17 protein-coding genes are annotated in these 17,843 nt (G+C 71.6%); 10 read left to right on the top strand and 7 right to left on the bottom strand.

Annotated elements, in window-relative coordinates:
- Complete coding sequence (locus N8J89_RS27960) at positions 1-489, bottom strand: MarR family winged helix-turn-helix transcriptional regulator (protein WP_283659986.1); 489 nt, start codon at positions 487-489, stop codon at positions 1-3.
- The gene (locus N8J89_RS27965; RefSeq protein ID WP_283659987.1) at positions 489-1,826 is read right to left on the bottom strand and encodes a hypothetical protein; all 1,338 of its coding nucleotides are present in this window, start codon (positions 1,824-1,826) and stop codon (positions 489-491) included. Before N8J89_RS27965 ends, N8J89_RS27960 begins: the two co-directional genes overlap by 1 nt.
- Before the next feature lie 39 nt (positions 1,827-1,865).
- Between N8J89_RS27965 and N8J89_RS27970 the strand changes: the two genes are divergently transcribed.
- A complete protein-coding gene (locus N8J89_RS27970) occupies positions 1,866-2,636 on the top strand; it encodes an APH(3'') family aminoglycoside O-phosphotransferase (RefSeq protein WP_283659988.1) in 771 nt (256 codons plus the stop codon).
- Between the two features lie 83 nt (positions 2,637-2,719).
- A complete protein-coding gene (locus N8J89_RS27975) occupies positions 2,720-3,592 on the top strand; it encodes a S8 family peptidase (RefSeq protein WP_283659989.1) in 873 nt (290 codons plus the stop codon).
- A gap of 22 nt (positions 3,593-3,614) precedes the next feature.
- On the opposite strand, the gene N8J89_RS27980 is transcribed toward N8J89_RS27975, so the two are convergent.
- A complete protein-coding gene (locus N8J89_RS27980; RefSeq protein WP_283659990.1) occupies positions 3,615-4,913 on the bottom strand; it encodes an alpha/beta fold hydrolase in 1,299 nt (432 codons plus the stop codon).
- A gap of 133 nt (positions 4,914-5,046) precedes the next feature.
- Between N8J89_RS27980 and N8J89_RS27985 the strand changes: the two genes are divergently transcribed.
- The 5 genes from N8J89_RS27985 to N8J89_RS28005 are packed head-to-tail and all read left to right on the top strand — an operon-like array spanning position 5,047 to position 11,110.
- On the top strand, positions 5,047-5,889 hold the full coding sequence (locus N8J89_RS27985) for a nitrilase-related carbon-nitrogen hydrolase (RefSeq protein WP_283659991.1): 843 nt from the start codon (positions 5,047-5,049) through the stop codon (positions 5,887-5,889).
- Position 5,890: 1 nt separating this feature from the next.
- A complete protein-coding gene (locus tag N8J89_RS27990) occupies positions 5,891-7,189 on the top strand; it encodes an aspartate aminotransferase family protein (RefSeq protein WP_283659992.1) in 1,299 nt (432 codons plus the stop codon).
- Positions 7,186-8,592, top strand: coding sequence for a dihydropyrimidinase (gene hydA / locus N8J89_RS27995; RefSeq protein WP_283659993.1), 1,407 nt, complete (start codon positions 7,186-7,188; stop codon positions 8,590-8,592). The genes N8J89_RS27990 and hydA overlap by 4 nt, the downstream gene beginning before the upstream one ends.
- 8 nt (positions 8,593-8,600) lie before the next feature.
- Complete coding sequence (locus N8J89_RS28000; RefSeq protein ID WP_283659994.1) at positions 8,601-10,094, top strand: CoA-acylating methylmalonate-semialdehyde dehydrogenase; 1,494 nt, start codon at positions 8,601-8,603, stop codon at positions 10,092-10,094.
- A gap of 14 nt (positions 10,095-10,108) precedes the next feature.
- Entirely contained in the window at positions 10,109-11,110 is a 1,002-nt protein-coding gene (locus N8J89_RS28005) for a TIGR03842 family LLM class F420-dependent oxidoreductase (RefSeq protein WP_283659995.1), read from the top strand.
- Positions 11,111-11,131: 21 nt separating this feature from the next.
- Here N8J89_RS28005 and N8J89_RS28010 read toward each other — a convergent pair whose 3' ends face one another.
- The gene (locus tag N8J89_RS28010) at positions 11,132-11,857 is read right to left on the bottom strand and encodes a GbsR/MarR family transcriptional regulator (protein WP_283659996.1); all 726 of its coding nucleotides are present in this window, start codon (positions 11,855-11,857) and stop codon (positions 11,132-11,134) included.
- 241 nt (positions 11,858-12,098) lie between these two features.
- Between N8J89_RS28010 and N8J89_RS28015 the strand changes: the two genes are divergently transcribed.
- Together N8J89_RS28015 and N8J89_RS28020 are read left to right on the top strand one after the other, a co-directional pair.
- Positions 12,099-13,325: a serine hydrolase domain-containing protein gene (locus N8J89_RS28015; protein ID WP_283659997.1), complete on the top strand. Its 1,227-nt coding sequence runs from the start codon at positions 12,099-12,101 to the stop codon at positions 13,323-13,325.
- A gap of 254 nt (positions 13,326-13,579) precedes the next feature.
- Positions 13,580-13,924 carry a EutQ-related cupin domain-containing protein gene (locus tag N8J89_RS28020; RefSeq protein ID WP_283659998.1) on the top strand — a complete coding sequence of 115 codons (345 nt, stop codon included), beginning with the start codon at positions 13,580-13,582 and terminating at the stop codon, positions 13,922-13,924.
- Between the two features lie 228 nt (positions 13,925-14,152).
- Here the strand turns inward: N8J89_RS28020 and N8J89_RS28025 are convergent, their stop codons facing one another.
- On the bottom strand, positions 14,153-14,755 hold the full coding sequence (locus N8J89_RS28025; RefSeq protein WP_283659999.1) for a TetR/AcrR family transcriptional regulator: 603 nt from the start codon (positions 14,753-14,755) through the stop codon (positions 14,153-14,155).
- Between the two features lie 53 nt (positions 14,756-14,808).
- Between N8J89_RS28025 and N8J89_RS28030 the strand changes: the two genes are divergently transcribed.
- The gene (locus N8J89_RS28030; RefSeq protein WP_283660000.1) at positions 14,809-16,137 is read left to right on the top strand and encodes a M14 family zinc carboxypeptidase; all 1,329 of its coding nucleotides are present in this window, start codon (positions 14,809-14,811) and stop codon (positions 16,135-16,137) included.
- On the opposite strand, the gene N8J89_RS28035 is transcribed toward N8J89_RS28030, so the two are convergent.
- Both N8J89_RS28035 and N8J89_RS28040 read right to left on the bottom strand, forming a co-directional pair.
- Positions 16,127-16,933 carry a class I SAM-dependent methyltransferase gene (locus N8J89_RS28035; protein ID WP_283660001.1) on the bottom strand — a complete coding sequence of 269 codons (807 nt, stop codon included), beginning with the start codon at positions 16,931-16,933 and terminating at the stop codon, positions 16,127-16,129. The two genes, N8J89_RS28030 and N8J89_RS28035, sit on opposite strands and share 11 nt — an antisense overlap.
- Positions 16,930-17,838 carry a TetR/AcrR family transcriptional regulator C-terminal domain-containing protein gene (locus tag N8J89_RS28040; RefSeq protein ID WP_283660002.1) on the bottom strand — a complete coding sequence of 303 codons (909 nt, stop codon included), beginning with the start codon at positions 17,836-17,838 and terminating at the stop codon, positions 16,930-16,932. Before N8J89_RS28040 ends, N8J89_RS28035 begins: the two co-directional genes overlap by 4 nt.
- Positions 17,839-17,843 lie beyond the last annotated feature (5 nt).

Below are 17,843 nucleotides of genomic sequence, written 5' to 3' on the forward strand. Positions count from 1 at the left end.
TCAACCCAGCGGCGGCAGCGCGTCCCTGGCCGCGTGGCTGATCAGCCGCAACTGAGCGGCGAACAGCTCCCGCTGCTCCGGTGGCAACACGTCCAGGAACAGCCGCTGCACGTTGCCCGCGTGCTTGCGCGCCGCCGCCACCGCGGTCCGCTCCCCCAGCTCGGTCAGCCGCACCAGCTGCACCCGCCGGTCCCCCGGCTCGGCCACCCGTTCCACCAGCCCCGCCCGCACCATCCGGTCCACCAGCCGGGTCGCGCCCCCGGTGGTGAGCACCTGTTCCTGGGCGATCCGCCGCATCGGCAGCCCCGGCGGGCCGGAGCGCCCCAGGATCAGCAGCACCTCGAACACGACGTGGCTGATCCCGAACTCGGCCTCGATCTCCCGCCCCAGGATGAGCTCCAGCCGGTTCGCCGCCCCCAGCAACCGTCCGAACGCCACCACCCGCTCATCCGCGGCGGCCTGCGCCGCGGTGGTGATCTCGGGCTCCACTACAACCCCGCCCGGTCCAGCAGCGCCCGCATGGCCTGCACCGGCAGCACCGGGTTCGCCGCGGCCGCCGCCACCACCTCGACCTCGCGGTCCCCGAGCAGGTTCTCCAGTTCCGCCAACGGAATCCGCGGGTGCTGGGCCGCCGCGACCCGCACGAACTCCACCGGATCACGGGCCAGCCGCACCAGGCACTCCTCCGGTAGGTCCTCGCGAACCGCGGCCAGCGCCCGCCGGTGCGGCTGCGCGGCAGCGGCCAACCGGGGCAGCGCCTCGGCCGGGAAGTTGGGGTGCCGCACGAGCAACGGCTCCTCGCGCCGCTCACCGTGGTCGATGACCAGCGTCGCCAGCACCTCACCGGGACAGTCCGGCCTGTGCGCGACGATCCGCCGCACCTCGACATCCGGATGCTCGTCCAACCGCCGCATCACTTCTGGCGGCAGATCCGGCGAGGACGCGGCGGTCCGCCGGAAACACGGGATCGGCGAGTCCAGGTACCCGATCCGGTCGTCGAGGGGCAGCTCCGCGAGCCAGGCCGGCCGCTCGTGCTCCAAGTTGTCCAGCGCGAACCGCACCTCGTCCTGCTCCGCCCGCTGCGAGGCCACCAGCGCCCGGTACAACTGCTCGCGGTGGTCCACGGCCAGGTCCCGGCGGAGCAGCACCTTGGCCCGCACCCACGGACTCGGATCCACCGCCAGCTGATCCCGCGCCCCGAGCGGCAGCTCCGGGTTGACCGCCAGCTCGGCGCGCAGGTCCTCGTCCCCGGCCAGGCAGTCCCGCACCGCCGCCGGTGTCAACGGCGCGTAGGCCGCCACCCGCTGCCGGGTCGCCTCATCCGCCAGCAACCGGGGCAGCAGGTCCGCGGGCACCGGCGGATGCGCCGCACCCGCGGCCAGCGCACGGACCGCGGGGTCCCGGTCGAGGAGCAACTCCCGCCGCAGCTCCTCGGGCATCTCTACCCAGGACCGCGCCACCGCCGCCCGCAACACCGGATCCTGGTGCCGGGCCAGGGTGACCAGCCCGCCGTAGAAGTCGAGATCCGCCGGCGTGACCCAGTCACCGTTGCGGACGTCGTGCTCGATGCTCGCCCGGCGTGCCTCGCGGATGCGGGGGTCAGGGTGGGTCGCGATGCGCTGCCGCGTGGTCTCGGTCTGGAACCAGGAGTCCAGGGCGAAGGCGATGTCCGGATCACCGTGCGCGAGCAGCCACTCGACGACCGGGTCGGGCAGCTCCCGCCGCCAGGCCAACCGCCTTGCGACCGAGGGCTCGGCGGCGAGCCGGAACAGCACGTCCTCCGGCGCGGCGGGGTTCTCCGCCAGCCCGGTCAGCGCACCGTCCATCGCTCAACTCCCTCCGCCCCGCCAAGTCAACCAGCTACCATGATCACCGTGTGGGCGTCCATCACCAGTGGCGAGTCCGGCGCGGTGGTCAAGCGCAGTCCTGACGGTCGGCGTTATGCCAAACACGTCGCCGCCGGGCAACAGGATTCGCTCGCCCAGGAACGGGATCGCGTCGACTGGCTCAGCGGCACCGGCATCCCCGGCCCCCGGGTGCTGGACTGGACCAGCGACGACAACGGCGCCTGCCTGGTCACCAGCGCGGTGCCCGGCGTGCCCGCGGACCATGCGTCGCCCGAGGACCTGTGGCGGGCCTGGCCGTCGATCGCCGAGGCGGTGCGCGCCCTGCACGACCTGCCCGCGGCGGACTGCCCGTTCAGCCGCGAACTGACCCGGATGTTCGCCCTGGCCCAGGACGTGGTGGCGCGCGAGGCGGTCAACCCCGACTTCCTGCCGGTCGAGCAGCAGGACACGCCACCGATCGCGTTGCTCGCGCGGATCGCCGAGCAGGTCGGACAGCGGCTGGGGCAGGAAGCGGCGGACACCGTGATCTGCCACGGCGACCTGTGCCTGCCCAACATCATCCTCAACCCGGACACCCTCACCGTGGCCGGGTTCATCGACCTGGGCCGCCTCGGCCGGGCCGACCGCTACGCCGACCTCTCCCTGCTGCTGGCCAACTCCCGCGAGACCTGGGCCGACGAGGCCCAGGCCAGCGCCGCCGACGAGGCATTCGCCGCGCGCTACGGCATCGACCTGGACACCCCGCGCCAGCGCTTCTACCTCCACCTCGACCCGCTCACCTGGGGATAGCTGTTCAAAACGGACCGCCGAAGTGAAACCCCGGCGACTTACGTCGGTACCCGCCCGCGCGTCCACAACGCACAGTCGGGCGCATGACCACCCTGCACCGACGCACCCTCCCCCTGCTCGCCGCCGTGCTGACCGGCGCGCTCGCTTTCGCCCCCGCCGCCTCCGCCGCCCCGCTCGACTGGGGCCTGGACCGCATCGACCAGCGCGCGCTGCCGCTCGACGGCGGCTACACCGCGCCCGGCACCGGCGCGGGGGTCAACATCTACGTGCTGGACACCGGGATCCGCACCACGCACGAGGCATTCGGCGGCCGGGCGCGCACCGTCTACGACCCGGAGGGCGTCGGCGGGGACTGCGCCTCGCACGGCACCGGGGTCGCCTCGATCGCCGCACGGACCGCGACCAAGGCCAACATCCTGTCGCTGCGGGCGTTGTGCGGGCGGGTGGACGTGGTCGAGGCGATCCGCTGGGTGGCCAGGAACGCGGTCAAGCCCGCGGTGCTGAACCTGAGCCTGGGCAGCTCGAAGTCCTCGACCCTGGACGCCGCCGTGCAGCAGGTCCTCGACGCCGGGGTGCCGGTGGTGGTCTCCGCGGGCAACGCGCCCACCGACGCCTGCCAGAACTCCCCCGCCAGGGTGCCGGGCGCGCTCACCGTCGGCTCGGTGACCCGCACCGACCAGGTGTGGCAGCACTCCGCGATCGGGTCCTGCGTCGACGTGTTCGCCCCCGGCGCGGCAATCCCGGTGGCCGACAGCAAGTCCGACACCGCGACCGCGGTGCACGACGGCACCTCCGAGGCCGCGCCGTTCGTGGCCGGTGCGGTCGCGATCTACCTTGGCGCGCACCCGAAGGCCACCGTCGCCGAGGTGAACAAGCACCTCGTCGACGGGGCCACCAAGGGCAAGATCACCGGGCTGAAGCCGGGAACTGCCAACCGTCTGCTGTTCGTGGGCTGACCGGGAGTGGGTGACCGGCGGGTCAGAGCTCGCCGCGGGCCATCTTGATCAGCCGGTCCAGCACCGCGGCCGACCGGCCCGCGCCGTCGTGCTCGTACTCGTTGGTCACCCACACCTTGGTGCCGCGCACCGCCTTCGCGGTCGCCAGGGAGTACTCCGCGTCCACGTACATGTCGTCGAAGTAGACCGCCGCGGCCACCGGCACCTCGTTGCGCGCCAGCACCTCCGGGTCGTACAGCGGTCCCCAGTCGGTGCGGGCGGCAAGAATCTCGGCCGTCTCCTTAAGCGGGGTCAGCGCCGGGTCCTCGTCGAACTGCCAGGGGTAGATCATCTCGCCGGTGAACAGCACCGGGCCGTCGCCCTCCAGGTCGAACTCGGGGAACTCCGCGCGCACCCGCTGCGCCGACCAGTCCGAGGCGCTGCCCTGGTTGTAGATCGCCTCGTGCACCAGCGCGTACAGCGGCGCGCTGGCAAAGGACAGCCGGGCCCCGGCCTGGGCCAGGAAGTAGTCCGACAGCTCCGGGCCGCCGACACCGTCCACAAAGGACGCTTCGAGCAGGTAGTGCAGCGAGTCGAACTCGCGCTGGGTGCCGAAGCCCATGCCCAGGGTCTGGAACCGGTGCGCGGTCAACCGTTCCCCGGTGGGCAGTCGGACGTCGTGTGCGAGCAGGTGCTCGACCACCTTGCGGGCGATCTCCTGGTCACCGGGGTAGCGGGCGAAGAACCGCTCGTTCTTCTCCCGCACCCTCGGGTACAGCGCCCGGTACACCTCGTCCGCGGTGGCGCTCAGCGGGGCCAGCCCACCGGTGATCAGCGACTCGCGCAGGGAGCCGGGGAACAGCGACAGGTAGGTCAGCGAGCAGAACCCGCCGAAGCTCTGGCCGTAGATGCTCCACTTCTGCTCACCGATCAGCGCCTGCCGGACCAGCTCGGCGTCCCGCACGATCGAGTCGGCCCGGAAGTGCCCGAGGTAGGCGGCCTGCGCCTTGGCGTCCCCGCGCAGTGGCAGCGTCTGCCGGTTCACCCGGCTGCTCAGCCCGGTGCCGCGCTGGTCCAGCAGCAGCACCCGGTAGTCCTGCAACGCCCGGCCCAGCCACGGACTGGGCGCGGTCGGCCGTTCGCAGGGGTGGCCGGGGCCGCCCTGCAACATCATCAGCCAGGGCAGCTCGTCCTTCTCCCGGCCGGTGGCGACCACCTCGCGGGCGAACACGCTCAGGTGCTCCCCTTGCGGATCAGCATGATCAACCGGTACGTCGAAGGTGTAGGCGGTGGTCACCAGGCCGGGCAGCCGGTCGGTGCGCAGGCGGTTCGCAGTCGTCACGCCCAAGACGGTAACCGCACGGCGCCCGGGTGAATTTATGTTCGGTAACAATCAGCCTATTGCACCAGAGTGATGGGCTTCATAGGTTGCCGGGGTCGACCCCGACGCCCAGACCGGAAGCGAGGGGAAAGCTGTGGTCAACGTGGTTCGAGCCGCGATCTGCCAGCTGAAGTGGACCGGCGACACCGACTCGATGATCGAGGCGCACGAGCGCGCGGCGCGGACCGCGGCCGCCCAGGGCGCCAAGGTCATGGGCTTCCAAGAGGTGTTCAACGCGCCGTACTTCTGCCAGGTGCAGGAAGCCGAGCACTACAAGTGGGCTGAGCCGGTGCCCGACGGCCCGACCGTCAAGCGCATGCAGGCGCTGGCCAAGGAAACCGGCATGGTGCTGGTGGTGCCGGTCTACGAGGTCGAGCAGTCCGGCTTCTACTACAACACCGCCGCGGTCATCGACGCCGACGGCAGCTACCTCGGCAAGTACCGCAAACACCACATTCCGCAGGTCAAGGGCTTCTGGGAGAAGTACTACTTCCGGCCGGGCAACCTCGGCTGGCCGGTCTTCGACACCGCGGTCGGCCGGATCGGCGTCTACATCTGCTACGACCGGCACTTCCCCGAGGGCTGGCGCGCGCTCGGCCTGGCCGGGGCGCAACTGGTGTTCAACCCCTCGGCGACCAGCCGCGGCCTGTCGGCCTACCTGTGGCAGCTGGAACAGCCGGCCGCCGCGGTGGCCAACGAGTACTTCGTGGCCGCGATCAACCGGGTCGGCGTGGAGGAGTACGGCGACAACGACTTCTACGGCACCAGCTACTTCGTCGACCCGCGCGGCCAGATGGTCGGCGAGGTGGCCAGCAGCACCGAGGAGGAGCTGGTCGTCCGCGACCTGGACTTCGACCTCATCGACGAGGTCCGCCAGCAGTGGGCCTTCTACCGGGACCGCCGCCCGGACGCCTACGGAACCCTGACGGAGGGCTGACATGGGAGCGCACGCGGAGCTGTACGCCCGCCGCCAGGCGGTCCTGCCCAGCTGGCTGTCCGCCTACTACGCCGAGCCGATCGAGCTGGACCGCGGCGAGGGCAGGCACGTCTACGACAGCGAGGGCAACCGCTACCTGGACTTCTTCGGCGGCATCCTGACCACGATGACCGCGCACGCCCTGCCCGAGGTGACCAAGGCGGTCACCGAGCAGGCCGGGAAGATCCTGCACACCTCCACGGTGTACCTGAGCAGGCCGATGGTGGAGCTGGCCGAGCAGGTCGCGGCGATCTCCGGCATCCCGGACGCGCGGGTGTTCTTCACCGCCAGCGGCACCGAGGCCAACGACGCGGCCCTGTTGCTGGCCACCGGTGTGCGGCGGTCCAACCAGGTGCTGGCCATGCGCAACAGCTACCACGGGCGCTCCTTCTCCGCGGTGTCCATCACCGGCAACTCCGGCTGGTCCACCACCAGCCTGTCGCCGTTCCAAGTGTCCTATGTGCACGGTGGCAACCGGTTCCGCGGGCCGTTCCGGGAGTTCTCCGACGCCGACTACATCCAGTCCTGTGTGGACGATCTGCGCGATGTGCTCGACCAGGGCGACAAGAACGCGGCCGCGCTGATCGCCGAGCCGATCCAGGGCGTCGGCGGGTTCAGCGTGCCGCCGGACGGACTCTACGGCGCGTTCAAGGAAGTGCTGGACGAGCACGGGATCCTCTGGATCGCCGATGAGGTGCAGACCGGCTGGGGCCGCACCGGCGAGCACTTCTGGGGCTGGCAGGCGCACGGCGCGACCCCGGACATCGTCACCTTCGCCAAGGGCCTGGGCAACGGCATGTCCATCGGCGGCGTGATCGCCCGCGCGGAGATCATGAACACCCTCAAGGCGAACTCGCTGTCCACCTTCGGCGGCAGCCCGATCACCATGGCCGCCGGACTGGCCAACCTGCGCTACGCGCTGGACAACGACCTCCAGGCCAACGCGCGCGAGGTCGGCGGCTGGCTCAAGCAGGAACTGTTGTCCGCCAAGGGTTCGCTGCCCGCGGTCGGCGACGTGCGCGGCAAGGGCCTGATGCTCGGCGTCGAGCTGGTCAGGCCCGGCACCCTCGACCCGGACCCGGCCGCGGCCACCAAGGCCCTTGAGGTGGCGCGGGAAGGCGGGCTGCTGATCGGCAAGGGCGGCCTGCACAACAACGTGCTGCGCATCGCCCCGCCGCTCTCCCTGACCCGGTCCGAGGCCGAGGAAGGGCTGCGGGTGCTCAAGCACGCGCTGACCGTGGCCGGGGAGGGATCGGCATGAGCCGCACCGTGATCCGCAACGGACTGGTCGTCACCGCCGCCGACGAACTGCTCGCCGATGTGCTCATCGAAGGCGAGAAGGTGGCCGCGCTGGCCGCGCCGGAGTCGGGGCTGGCCGAGTCCTGGTCCACCGGCGCGGACACCGTGCTGGACGCCACCGGCCGCTACGTGCTGCCCGGCGGCGTGGACTGCCACACCCACATGGAGCTGCCCTTCGGCGGCACCTTCGCCTCCGACACCTTCGAGACCGGCACCCGCGCCGCGGCCTGGGGCGGCACCACCACCATCGTGGACTTCGCGGTGCAGACCCCCGGCATGTCGCTGCGCGAGGGCCTGGACGCCTGGCAGGCCAAGGCCGACGGCCAGTGCGCCATCGACTACGGCTTCCACATGATCATGGGCGAGGTCACCGCGCACACGCTCAAGGAGATGGACCAGCTGGTCGGCGAGGGCATCTCCAGCTTCAAGCTGTTCATGGCCTACCCCGGCGTGTTCTACAGCGACGACGGGCAGATCCTCCGTGCCATGCAACGGGCCTCGGACAACGGCGGCCTGATCATGATGCACGCGGAGAACGGCATCGCCATCGACGTGCTGATCGAACAAGCGTTGCAGCGCGGGGAGACCGACCCGCGCTTCCACGGCCAGGTCCGGCACGCCCTCCTCGAAGCCGAAGCCACCCACCGCGCGATCCAGCTGGCCAGGGTCGCGGGCGCGCCGGTCTACATCGTGCACCTGTCCGCGGCCGAGGCGCTGGCCGAGGTGGCCAGGGCGCGGGACAACGGGGTCAACGCCTTCGCCGAGACCTGCCCGCAGTACCTGTACCTGTCCACAGAGGACTTGGCGCGCCCGGGCTTCGAGGGCTCGAAGTACGTCTGCTCCACCCCGCTGCGACCCGAGCAGCACCAGGCCGAGCTGTGGAAGGGCTTGCGCACCAACGACCTCTCCGTGGTCTCCACCGACCACTGCCCGTTCTGCTTCAAGGGCCAGAAGGAGCTCGGCCTCGGCGACTTCTCCAAGATCCCCAACGGCCTGCCGGGCGTGGAGCACCGGATGGACCTGCTGCACCAGGGCGTGGTGGACGGGCACATCAGCCGCAAGCGCTGGATCGAGCTGGCCTGCGCCACCCCGGCTCGGATGTTCGGCCTGTACCCGCGCAAGGGCACCATCGCCCCCGGCGCGGACGCCGACGTGGTGATCTACGACCCCAAGGCCAGGCAGACCCTCTCCGCCGAGACCCACCACATGAACGTCGACTACTCCTGCTACGAGGGCAAGACCATCACCGGCAAGGTGGACGTGGTGCTCTCCAGGGGCAAGGTGGTCATCTCGGAGAACCGGTACCTCGGCAGCAAGGGCCACGGCTCCTTCCTCAAGCGCGACACGTGTCAGTACCTGGTGTGAGGACCCCGATGCGCACGATCAACCACTGGATCAGCGGCAAGACCGTCGAGAGCACTTCCGGCCGCTTCGGCCTGGTCACCAACCCGGCCACCGGCGAGCAGACCGCCAGGGTCGCGCTCGCCGATGTGTCCGAAGTGGACAGTGCGGTGGCCGCGGCCAAGGACGCGCTGGCCTCCTGGCGGACCTCCTCCCTGGCCACCCGCACCCGGATCCTGTTCGCCTACCGGGAACTGCTGCTGCGCCACCGCGAGGAGATCGCCGCGCTGCTCACCGCCGAGCACGGCAAGGTGACCTCGGACGCGGCCGGCGAGGTCTCCCGCGGCCTGGAGGTGGTCGAGTTCGCCTGCGGCATCCCGCAGCTGCTCAAGGGCGGCCTGTCCATCGGCGCCTCCACCGGCGTGGACGTGCACTCCATCCGGCAGCCGGTCGGCGTGGTCGCCGGCATCACCCCGTTCAACTTCCCGGCCATGGTGCCGCTGTGGATGTTCCCGCTGGCCATCGCCTGCGGCAACACCTTCGTGCTCAAGCCCAGTGAGAAGGACCCCTCCGCGGCGCTGCGGGTGGCCGAGCTGATGGCCGAGGCCGGACTGCCCGACGGCGTGCTCAACGTGGTGCACGGCGACGCCACCGCGGTCAACCGCCTGCTGGAGCACCCGGACGTGGCCGCGGTCAGCTTCGTCGGCTCCACCCCGGTGGCCAAGCACATCTACCGGACCGGCACCGGCAACGGGAAACGCGTGCAAGCCCTTGGCGGGGCGAAGAACCACATGGTGGTGCTGCCCGACGCCGACCTGGACCTGGCCGCCGACGCGGCCGTCTCCGCCGCCTACGGCTCGGCGGGCGAACGCTGCATGGCGGTCTCCGTGCTGGTCGCGGTCGGCGGCATCGGCGACGACCTGGTCCGCCGCATCCAGGACCGCATCGCCCGCCTCACCATCGGCCCCGGCACCGACGCCGGTTCCGACATGGGTCCGCTGATCACCCGCGAGCACCGCGACCGGGTGGCCAGCTACGTCGAGGCTGGTGCGGCGGCAGGCGCGACGGTCGTCGCGGACGGCCGCGGGCTGTCGGTTCCGGGGCACGACAACGGTTTCTGGCTCGGCGTCAGCCTGGTCGACCACGTCACCCCGGCGATGAGCGTGTACCGGGACGAGATCTTCGGCCCGGTGCTCTCCGTGGTCCGCGCACCGTCCTATGAGGACGCTCTGGGCCTGGTCAACGACAACCAGTGGGGCAACGGGGTGGCCATCTTCACCAGGGACGGCGGGGTGGCCCGGAAGTTCCAGCTGGAGGTCGAGGCCGGGATGGTCGGGGTCAACGTGCCCATCCCGGTGCCGGTGCCGTACTACCCGTTCGGGGGGTGGAAGGCCTCGCTGTTCGGCGACAACCACGCCTATGGTGAGGACGGGGTGCACTTCTACACCAGGGGAAAGGTCGTCACCACCCGCTGGCCCGACCCGGCGACCAGCAGTGTCGACCTGGGGTTTCCGCAGAACCGCTGAGTTGAGGGGACACAATGGACTTCGGACTGGTGCTGCAGACCGATCCACCGGCCTCGGCCGTGGTCGAGCTGATGAAGCGGGCCGAGCGGGCGGGCTTCGACTACGGCTGGACCTTCGACTCCTGCGTGCTGTGGCAGGAACCCTTCGTCATCTACAGCCAGATCCTGGCGCAGACCGAGCGCCTGGTGGTCGGCCCGATGGTGACCAACCCCGGCACCCGCGACTGGTCGGTGACCGCCTCGCTGTTCGCCACCCTCAACGACATGTTCGGCAACCGCACGGTCTGCGGCATCGGCCGGGGCGACTCCGCCATGCGCGTCATCGGGAACAAACCGAACACGCTGGCCCGCCTCGGCGAGTCCATCAAGGTCATCCGTGACCTGGCCGAGGGCCGCGCCACCGCCATCGGCGACCAGGAGGTGCGCATCCCCTGGGTGCGCGAGGGCAGGCTGCCGGTCTGGATGGCCGCCTACGGCCCCAAGGCCCTCGCGCTCACCGGCCAGGTCGCCGACGGGTTCATCCTCCAACTGGCCGACCCGTTCCTCACCGAGTGGATGGTCAAGGCGGTCCGGGACGCCGCCGAGCAGGCCGGGCGGGACCCCGACTCGCTCACCATGTGCGTGGCCGCCCCTGCCTACGTCACCGACGACCTGGCGCACGGCCGGGACCAGTGCCGCTGGTTCGGCGGCATGGTCGGCAACCACGTGGCCGACCTGGTGGCCCGCTACGGCAGCGATTCCAGCATCGTGCCGCAGGCGCTGACCGACTACATCAAGGGCCGCCAGGGCTACGACTACAGCCACCACGGCCGCGCGGGCAACCCGGACACCGAGTTCGTGCCCGATGAGATCGTGGACCGCTTCTGCCTGATCGGCCCGCCGGAGAAGCACGTCGAACGCCTGGAACACCTGAAGTCCCTTGGCGTGCACCAGTTCGCGGTCTACAACATGCACGACGCCAGGGAAGCCACCATCGACACCTACGGCGAGAAGGTCATCCCGGCCCTGCGCGGCTGATCCGGCGCACCCCAGAGCTCATCACGGCCGCCCGGTCTCCCGGGCGGCCTTGCGCTGCTCCCACTGCTCCTTGACCTTCCGCAGGGCCTCGCTCACCAGGCGGAGGTACTCGGCGGAGGACTCGAACCGGGCGCCGGCCGGGGTGTCCGCGCCGAGGACCGCCACCGCGCGCAACGAGGCGGCCGTCAGTACCTTGTTCATCTCCATCGCCGCCTCGGTGGACCGGGTCCAGATCTCCTCGTCGATGACATAGCGCTCGCGGCGCACTCCGGTGGCCCGTTCCCGCCGCAACAACCCTTGCTGCTCAAGGAAAGTCACCGCGTGCGAGACCGAGGCCGCGCTGATCCGCAGGCGCTGCACCAGGTCCGCGGCGGTGAGGGTGCCGGAGTCGGTGAGCAGCAGGCAGGCCAGCACCCTGGCCATCATCCGCGGAATCCCCTGCTGGATCAGCAGTTCGGTGTAGGACTCGGCCAGCTCCTGGACCGCCTGGGGATCGCGGCCGTGACCGCTGTCCGGGATCCACGGCGGCAGTGCGGCCGCCTGCTTGCGGCGGCGCGCCCGGTGCCGGGTCGCCTCCTCCGCCCGGTCCACCTCGTAGTTCTCCGGCCCGCCGTTGCGGGTGACCTCCCGCATGATCGTCGAGGCCGGTCGCCCCAGGCTCCGGCCGATCTCGGCGTACCCGAGCCCCTCGGCCAGCGCCTCGGCGATGTGCTGCCGGTCCTCGGTGGTGAGCCTGCCTCCGGGCATCGGTGCGCCTCTCCTGTCTCCCTGGTCGCCGCAAGTATGCATTCACCCGCAGTCCATTGCAATGCAGCGCCTGATCGTCGTTGCGTTCAGCTGCACAATTATTGCAATGCAGCCCGCTTCTTCCTTTTCGGCAACGTGATCCGACCTGACTTGTTCGTTGACGGATTAGTGAACGCAATGTACGTTCATCATTGTTCGGGAAGTTCCGAACGCTCAGGAAGTCAACCCAAGGGAGTCAGTGATGAGTGAGAACAACCGCGGCTTCTCCGCGACCGGACTGCGCCGGATCCGCGAGGTGCTGACCCGGCACGTCGACTCCGGCAAGATCCCCGGCCTGGTCGCCCTGGTCAGCCGCGGCGGCGAGGCGCACGTCGAGGCGATCGGCACCATGCGCCACGACGGTGGCGCGCCGATGCGCCGGGACACCATCTTCCGGATGGCCTCGACCTCCAAGCCGCTGGCCGCCGCCGCGGCGATGGTCCTGCTCGACGAGTGCCGGCTGCGACTGGAGGACCCGGTCGAGCGGTGGCTGCCCGAGCTCGCCGACCGGCGGGTGCTCAAGCAGATCGACAGCCCGCTGGAGGACACCGTGCCCGCGCTGCGGCCGATCACCGTGCGGGACGTGCTGACCTGCACCTTCGGGCTCGCCATGGATCTGACCCAGCCGGAGCTGCCGATCCAGGCCAAGCTCCAGGAGCTGGGGCTCACCGGCCACACCGGGCCGCTGCCCGAGACCGATGAGTGGCTGCGCCGCCTCGGCACGCTGCCGCTGATGTACCAGCCGGGCGAGCGGTGGGGCTACCACATCGGCTCCGACCTGCTCGGCGTGCTCGTCGCGCGGGTCACCGGCCAGTCCCACGAGTCGTTCCTGCGCGAGCGCGTGCTCGACCCGCTTGGCATGCGGGACACCGGGTTCCACGTGCCGGCGAGCAAGATCGACCGCCTGCCGCCCAGCTACGCCCCGCACCCGGAGACCGGCGAGTTCCTGGTCTGGGACGAGGCGGCCACCGGCAGGTACAGCCAGCCGCCCGCGTTCCAGTCCGGCGGTGGCGGGATGGTCTCCACGGTCGACGACTACCACGCCTACTTCCGGATGCTGCTCAACCACGGCCAGCACCGGGGCGAGCGGATCCTGTCCAGGGCCGCCGTCGAGCTGATGACCACCAACCGCCTCACGCCGGAGCAGAAGGCGGCCAGGGACGCGCTGGGCAGGCGCACCCAGCAGGTGTCCTTCGGCCTCGGGCTGCACGGCGGCTGGGGCTTCGGCATGACGGTGCGCGTGGACCGGTCGGACTACCAGCCCCTCGGCCAGTTCGGCTGGGACGGCGGCACCGGCACCTCCACCTACGCCGACCCGGCCAACCAGGTCATCGGCATCCTGCTCACCCAGGTCGGCATGTCCACCGCGGACTCGCCCCGGCTCATCCACGACTTCTGGACCACGGTGTACCAGGCCGTCAACGAGTGAGGCCGGGCGACGGCGCGCCCCGGAGCCCGAGTTCCCTGGCGATCGAAGGGATCGCGGAACACCCGGGCTCCCCGGCAACCGTGCTCCCGCCGCGTCTCCGCACCCCTGGTCTGGAACGTGTGCAGGAACTGGCCGAAGTCGGCTACCGCGGCAACGGTGACAATCATGTTCTCTCCTCCGGCACGGTTGGTGGTCGAGGTGTCAGGTGTAGGTTGCTGGCTCCAGCGCGCTGGAGGACAAGGGGGAGGAAACCCGTGAGCACCACGACGCCACCGGTCCGCCGCTTCACCCCGGGCGGCGAGGGCGGGCCGATCCGGTTCGGGGACCACCGGATCGTCATGACGCCCGCGGTCGAGGCCGCCGAGGGCGGGCCGCTGAGCACCTACTCGGCGTTCTTCGGAGCCGGGGAGAGCGCCGACCTGCCGGCTCCGTACGACGAGGTGTGGGTCGTGATCCGCGGCAAGATCGTGGTCGGCGAGCCGGGGCGCACGGTCAGCGGGGAGGCCGGGGACCACCTGCACGTGCCCAGGGACAGTCCGGGCACGGTCGAGGCGATCGAGGACACCGAGCTGGTCTGCGTCTCGGTGCCCGCGCACTGACCTCGGGACCGGCCCGACCGGTCGCAGCCGCCGCCCGGCTCGTCCCCAGACCACAACCAGGCGCGCGGCACAACCGGTGCCCCGCCGCCCAATCTCAGGTCGCCTCAGCTCGCCGCCAGCACCACCGCCCAACCCCGCTGCCCTCAACCCGCCGCCAGCACCGCCAACGCCACGCCCGAGGAACCTCCGTCCCCTCAGCTCGCCGCCACGCCGCCGCCCCCCGTTCTCTCAGCTCGCCGCCAGCACCGCCAGCGCCAGCTCCACCCACCGCTGCGCCGTAGCCGCCCCCGGCTCCACCGCGCTCTGCACCGCCAGCCCGCGCACCAGCGCCGTCACCCCCACCGACGCCCGCTCCGCGCGCACCGCGCCCAGCCGCCGCCCGGCCAGCTCCCGCCCGCGCAGCAGCTCAGTCAGCGCGACCCGGCTGCCCGCGCCGAACTCCACCAGCGCCTGCTCCGGCTCGTCGCTGCCCAGCACCAGGGTCAGCGCCTCCACCTCCAGCCGCAGGGCCCGCCAGCCCTGCACGGTGGAGAGGAAGTCGTGGTAGGCGCGCACGTACCTGGTCACCACCGCGGGGGCGTCCAGTTCCGGTTCGGCGGCCAGTGCCCGCGCCTCCCGCTCGACGCCGCCGGCCAGGTCGGCCAGCACCGCGTGCAGCAGGCCCTGTTTGGAGCCGAACAGCGAGTAGATGGCGCCGATGGTCAGCCCGGCCTCGGTGGCGATGGCCTGGATGCCGACCCGGTGGTAGCCGTCGGCCAGGAACAGGTGGCGGGCCGCGGTGACCAGGGCGTGGCTGTTGCGGAGCTTGGACTCCGCTCTTCTGCCGGACATGCTCCATAGGATAGCGTCACTATTGAATAGCGTTGCTATCAGATGGGGTGATCATGTTCGAGGGGATTCGGGCGGTGCTGGCCGGGCTGCCGGAGGTGGACCGGTATCCGACGGTGGACGAGCAGCAGGCGGAGCTGGACGAGCTGGCCGGGCGGTATCCGCAACTGGTGGCGGTGCGGCGGGTGGGCACCTCGCGGCAGGGCGAGCCGATCCGGGTGGCCTCGATCGGGGACGGGACCGCGAACGCGCTGGTGCTGGGCGGGCCACATCCGAACGAGCCGGTGGGCGGGCTGACCGTGCGCGAGCTGGGCCGGTTGCTGTGCGCGCGGCCGGAGCTGCGGGCCGGGCTGCGCTGGCACCTGGTGCCGTGCATCGACCCGGACGGGGCCCGGCTGAACGAGAGCTGGTTCGCCAGTCCCGGCGACCGGGAGGCCTATGCGCGCGGCTTCTACCGGCCGGACCTGGCCGAGCAGCCGGAGTGGACCTTCCCGCACCTGGCCGAGCACTGGTACTTCGACCGGATGCTGCCGGAGACGGTCGCGCTGTCCCGGCTGATCGACGAGCTGCGCCCGGTGGTGCAAGCCTCGCTGCACAACGCCGAGTACGGCGGACTGTTCCACTACACCACCGGCGCGAGCCCAGAGGTGGTCGCCGCGCTGGCCGCGGTGGCGGAGTGGACCGGCCTGCCGGGGCAGCACGCGGTCTGGGAGATCCCGGCCGCCAACGAGCTGGCCCCCGGCGTGCTGCGCCTGCCGCCGGTGGCCGAGCTGACCGAGGGCGCGCCCGCCGGTGAGGGCGCGTTCGGCGCGAGCAGCGCGGAGTACGCGGCACGGCACGGCACGGTCACCGTGATCACCGAGGTGCCGCTGTGGACCGATCCGCGCGCCGCCGACACCAACCCGTCCGAACAGAGCCTCGCCGAGACCCTGCACGACTGCCTGGCCGCCCTCTCGGCAGGGACCGAGGCGGTCGAGTCGGTGCTGACGGTGGCCGAGCCCGCGTTGCGCCTGGACACCCCGCACCACCGCGGCCTGCGCGGCATGCTGAGCGCCGCCCACCGGATGCACGCGGGCTGGCAGCGGATCGCGGCAGGCCCGGACGGGGCGCGCCCGGCGACCGTGGCCGAGGTCTGCTCCTTCCAGTCGCTGCCGCACACCATGTTGCCGCGCATGGCAGGCACCCTGCTCCGGCTGCTGGACGCCGAGCGCGCCGCGGGCAACGTGCGCCCGCCGCTGCGCGCGGCCCGGGCACGGACGGAGGAGCTGCTCACCGGGTGGCTGCGGGCGGCCGACGACCTGCCGGGCAGGCCGATCCCGTTGCGGCAGCAGGTCGCGGCGCAGCTGGGCGCGGTCCTGGCCGCGGCGGCGGTGCTCAGAAGCTGAACCGGTACTCGCGGAAGATGTTGCGGCAGAACGGGATCGCGTTCATGACCTGGTACAGCCGCCGGTAGGCCGGGGACGGGATCCTGGCGTACCGGGCGGTGAAGGCGACCTCTTCCAGGCAGCGCAGTCGCGGGTGCCAGCGCTCCACCTCGCGCGCGTCACGCAGGCCCCAGGCGCCCAGCGGCGAGAGCTTGGCCAGCCAGCGCGCACCGGCGTCGAAGTGCAGCTCGCCGGAGCCGAAGTGCGTCACCAGGCGCTGGAGCAGCTGCCGCACCTCGGCCTCGCCCAGGTAGGGCAGCAGGCCCTCGGCGATGACCAGCGCCGGGCGGTCGGCCGGGATGCCGGCCAGCCAGGACGGGTCGGTGACCGAGGAGCCGATCAGCCGGTAGTGCTCGCGTTCCGGGTACAGCTTGCGGCGCAGCTCGATCACCTCGGGCTGGTCCAGGTCGAACCAGTCCACTGTGGACGGCGGGACCAGCCGGAGCGCGCGGCTGTCCAGGCCGCAGCCCAGGTGCAGCACCACGGCGTCGGGGTGGCGGCGCAGGAAGTCGACGGCCCAGTCGTCGAACTGGGTGGCGCGCAGGGCGACCAGGTACTGGTTGGCCTCCGGGCGGACCCGCCGGTGCAGCTTGGCGAAGTCGTAGTCGATCCGCCGGATCGCCTCGGCGGCGTGGTGGTCGCCCAGGATCGGCCGCGGTGCGCCGCTTTCCCAGGCCCGCAGGTACAGCGTGCCGAGCAGGGTCCAGGTGACGTCGTCGTCGGCGACGCCGGTGAAGTCGAGCCGCTCCTCGCTCATGCGCCCAACCGTAGCCGGGCCGCCAAGCCGTCCAGGTGCCGGGCCAGGCCGTGCTCGAACAGCCCGTCCAGGTCCTCGATCACCGCCGAGTCCATTGTGGACAAATTGGGGTAGCGGCCGGAGTTCAGGTGCGCCATGACCTCCTGTTCCTGCTCCCGCCACCACTCGCTGCTGGTCAGCCCGGTGTCCTTGGTCGCGGCCAGCTCGGCGGAGTGCGCGAGGGCCACGCCGCGGACGTAGGCGGGCAGGGTGATCGCCTCGCGCAGGCGCTCGGTCAGGCTCAGCTTGAGCCCGGCCAGCGCGGCCAGCGTCCACTCGGTGTGCGCCATGGCCTCCGGCACCAGCCGCGGCCGGGTGATCGAGACCAGCTCGGCCAGCCAGGGGTGCGCGCGGTAGAGCGCCCACTGGGTGCGGGAGACCACGGTCAGCCGCGCCCGCCAGCCGGGCGGCGGCGGCACCGGCAGCGGGCGGCCGGCGAAGACCCGGCGCATCATCAGGTACACCAGCTCGTCCTTGCCGGCCAGGTGCCGGTACAGCGACATCGGCCCGGTGCCCAGCTCGGTGGCGAGGCGGCGCATGGACACCGCGTCCAGGCCCTCGGCGTCGGCCAGCCGGATCGCCGCGGTGGTGATCCGGACCCTGGTCAAGCTCGGTGCGACCGCGGAGGGCCGCCGGGGCGCACCGGCGGGAGCGCGGACCACGGTGCCCGCGCCCGGATGGGTCTCGACAAGTCCTTGCTGCCGCAACAGGTCCAGCGCCTTGGCCGCGGTGGCCAGCGCGACCCCCCACTCGCGCATCACCGCGCGGGTGGACGGCACCCGGTCGCCTGGCCCCAGCCCACCTGCGGTGATCCGCGCGGCAATGGCGGCGGCGATGCGCCGGAACGGTGCTTCGACCTCGCTCACGCGGC

This window comes from Crossiella sp. CA-258035 (genome assembly GCF_030064675.1).
Classification (GTDB): Bacteria; Actinomycetota; Actinomycetes; order Mycobacteriales; family Pseudonocardiaceae; genus Crossiella.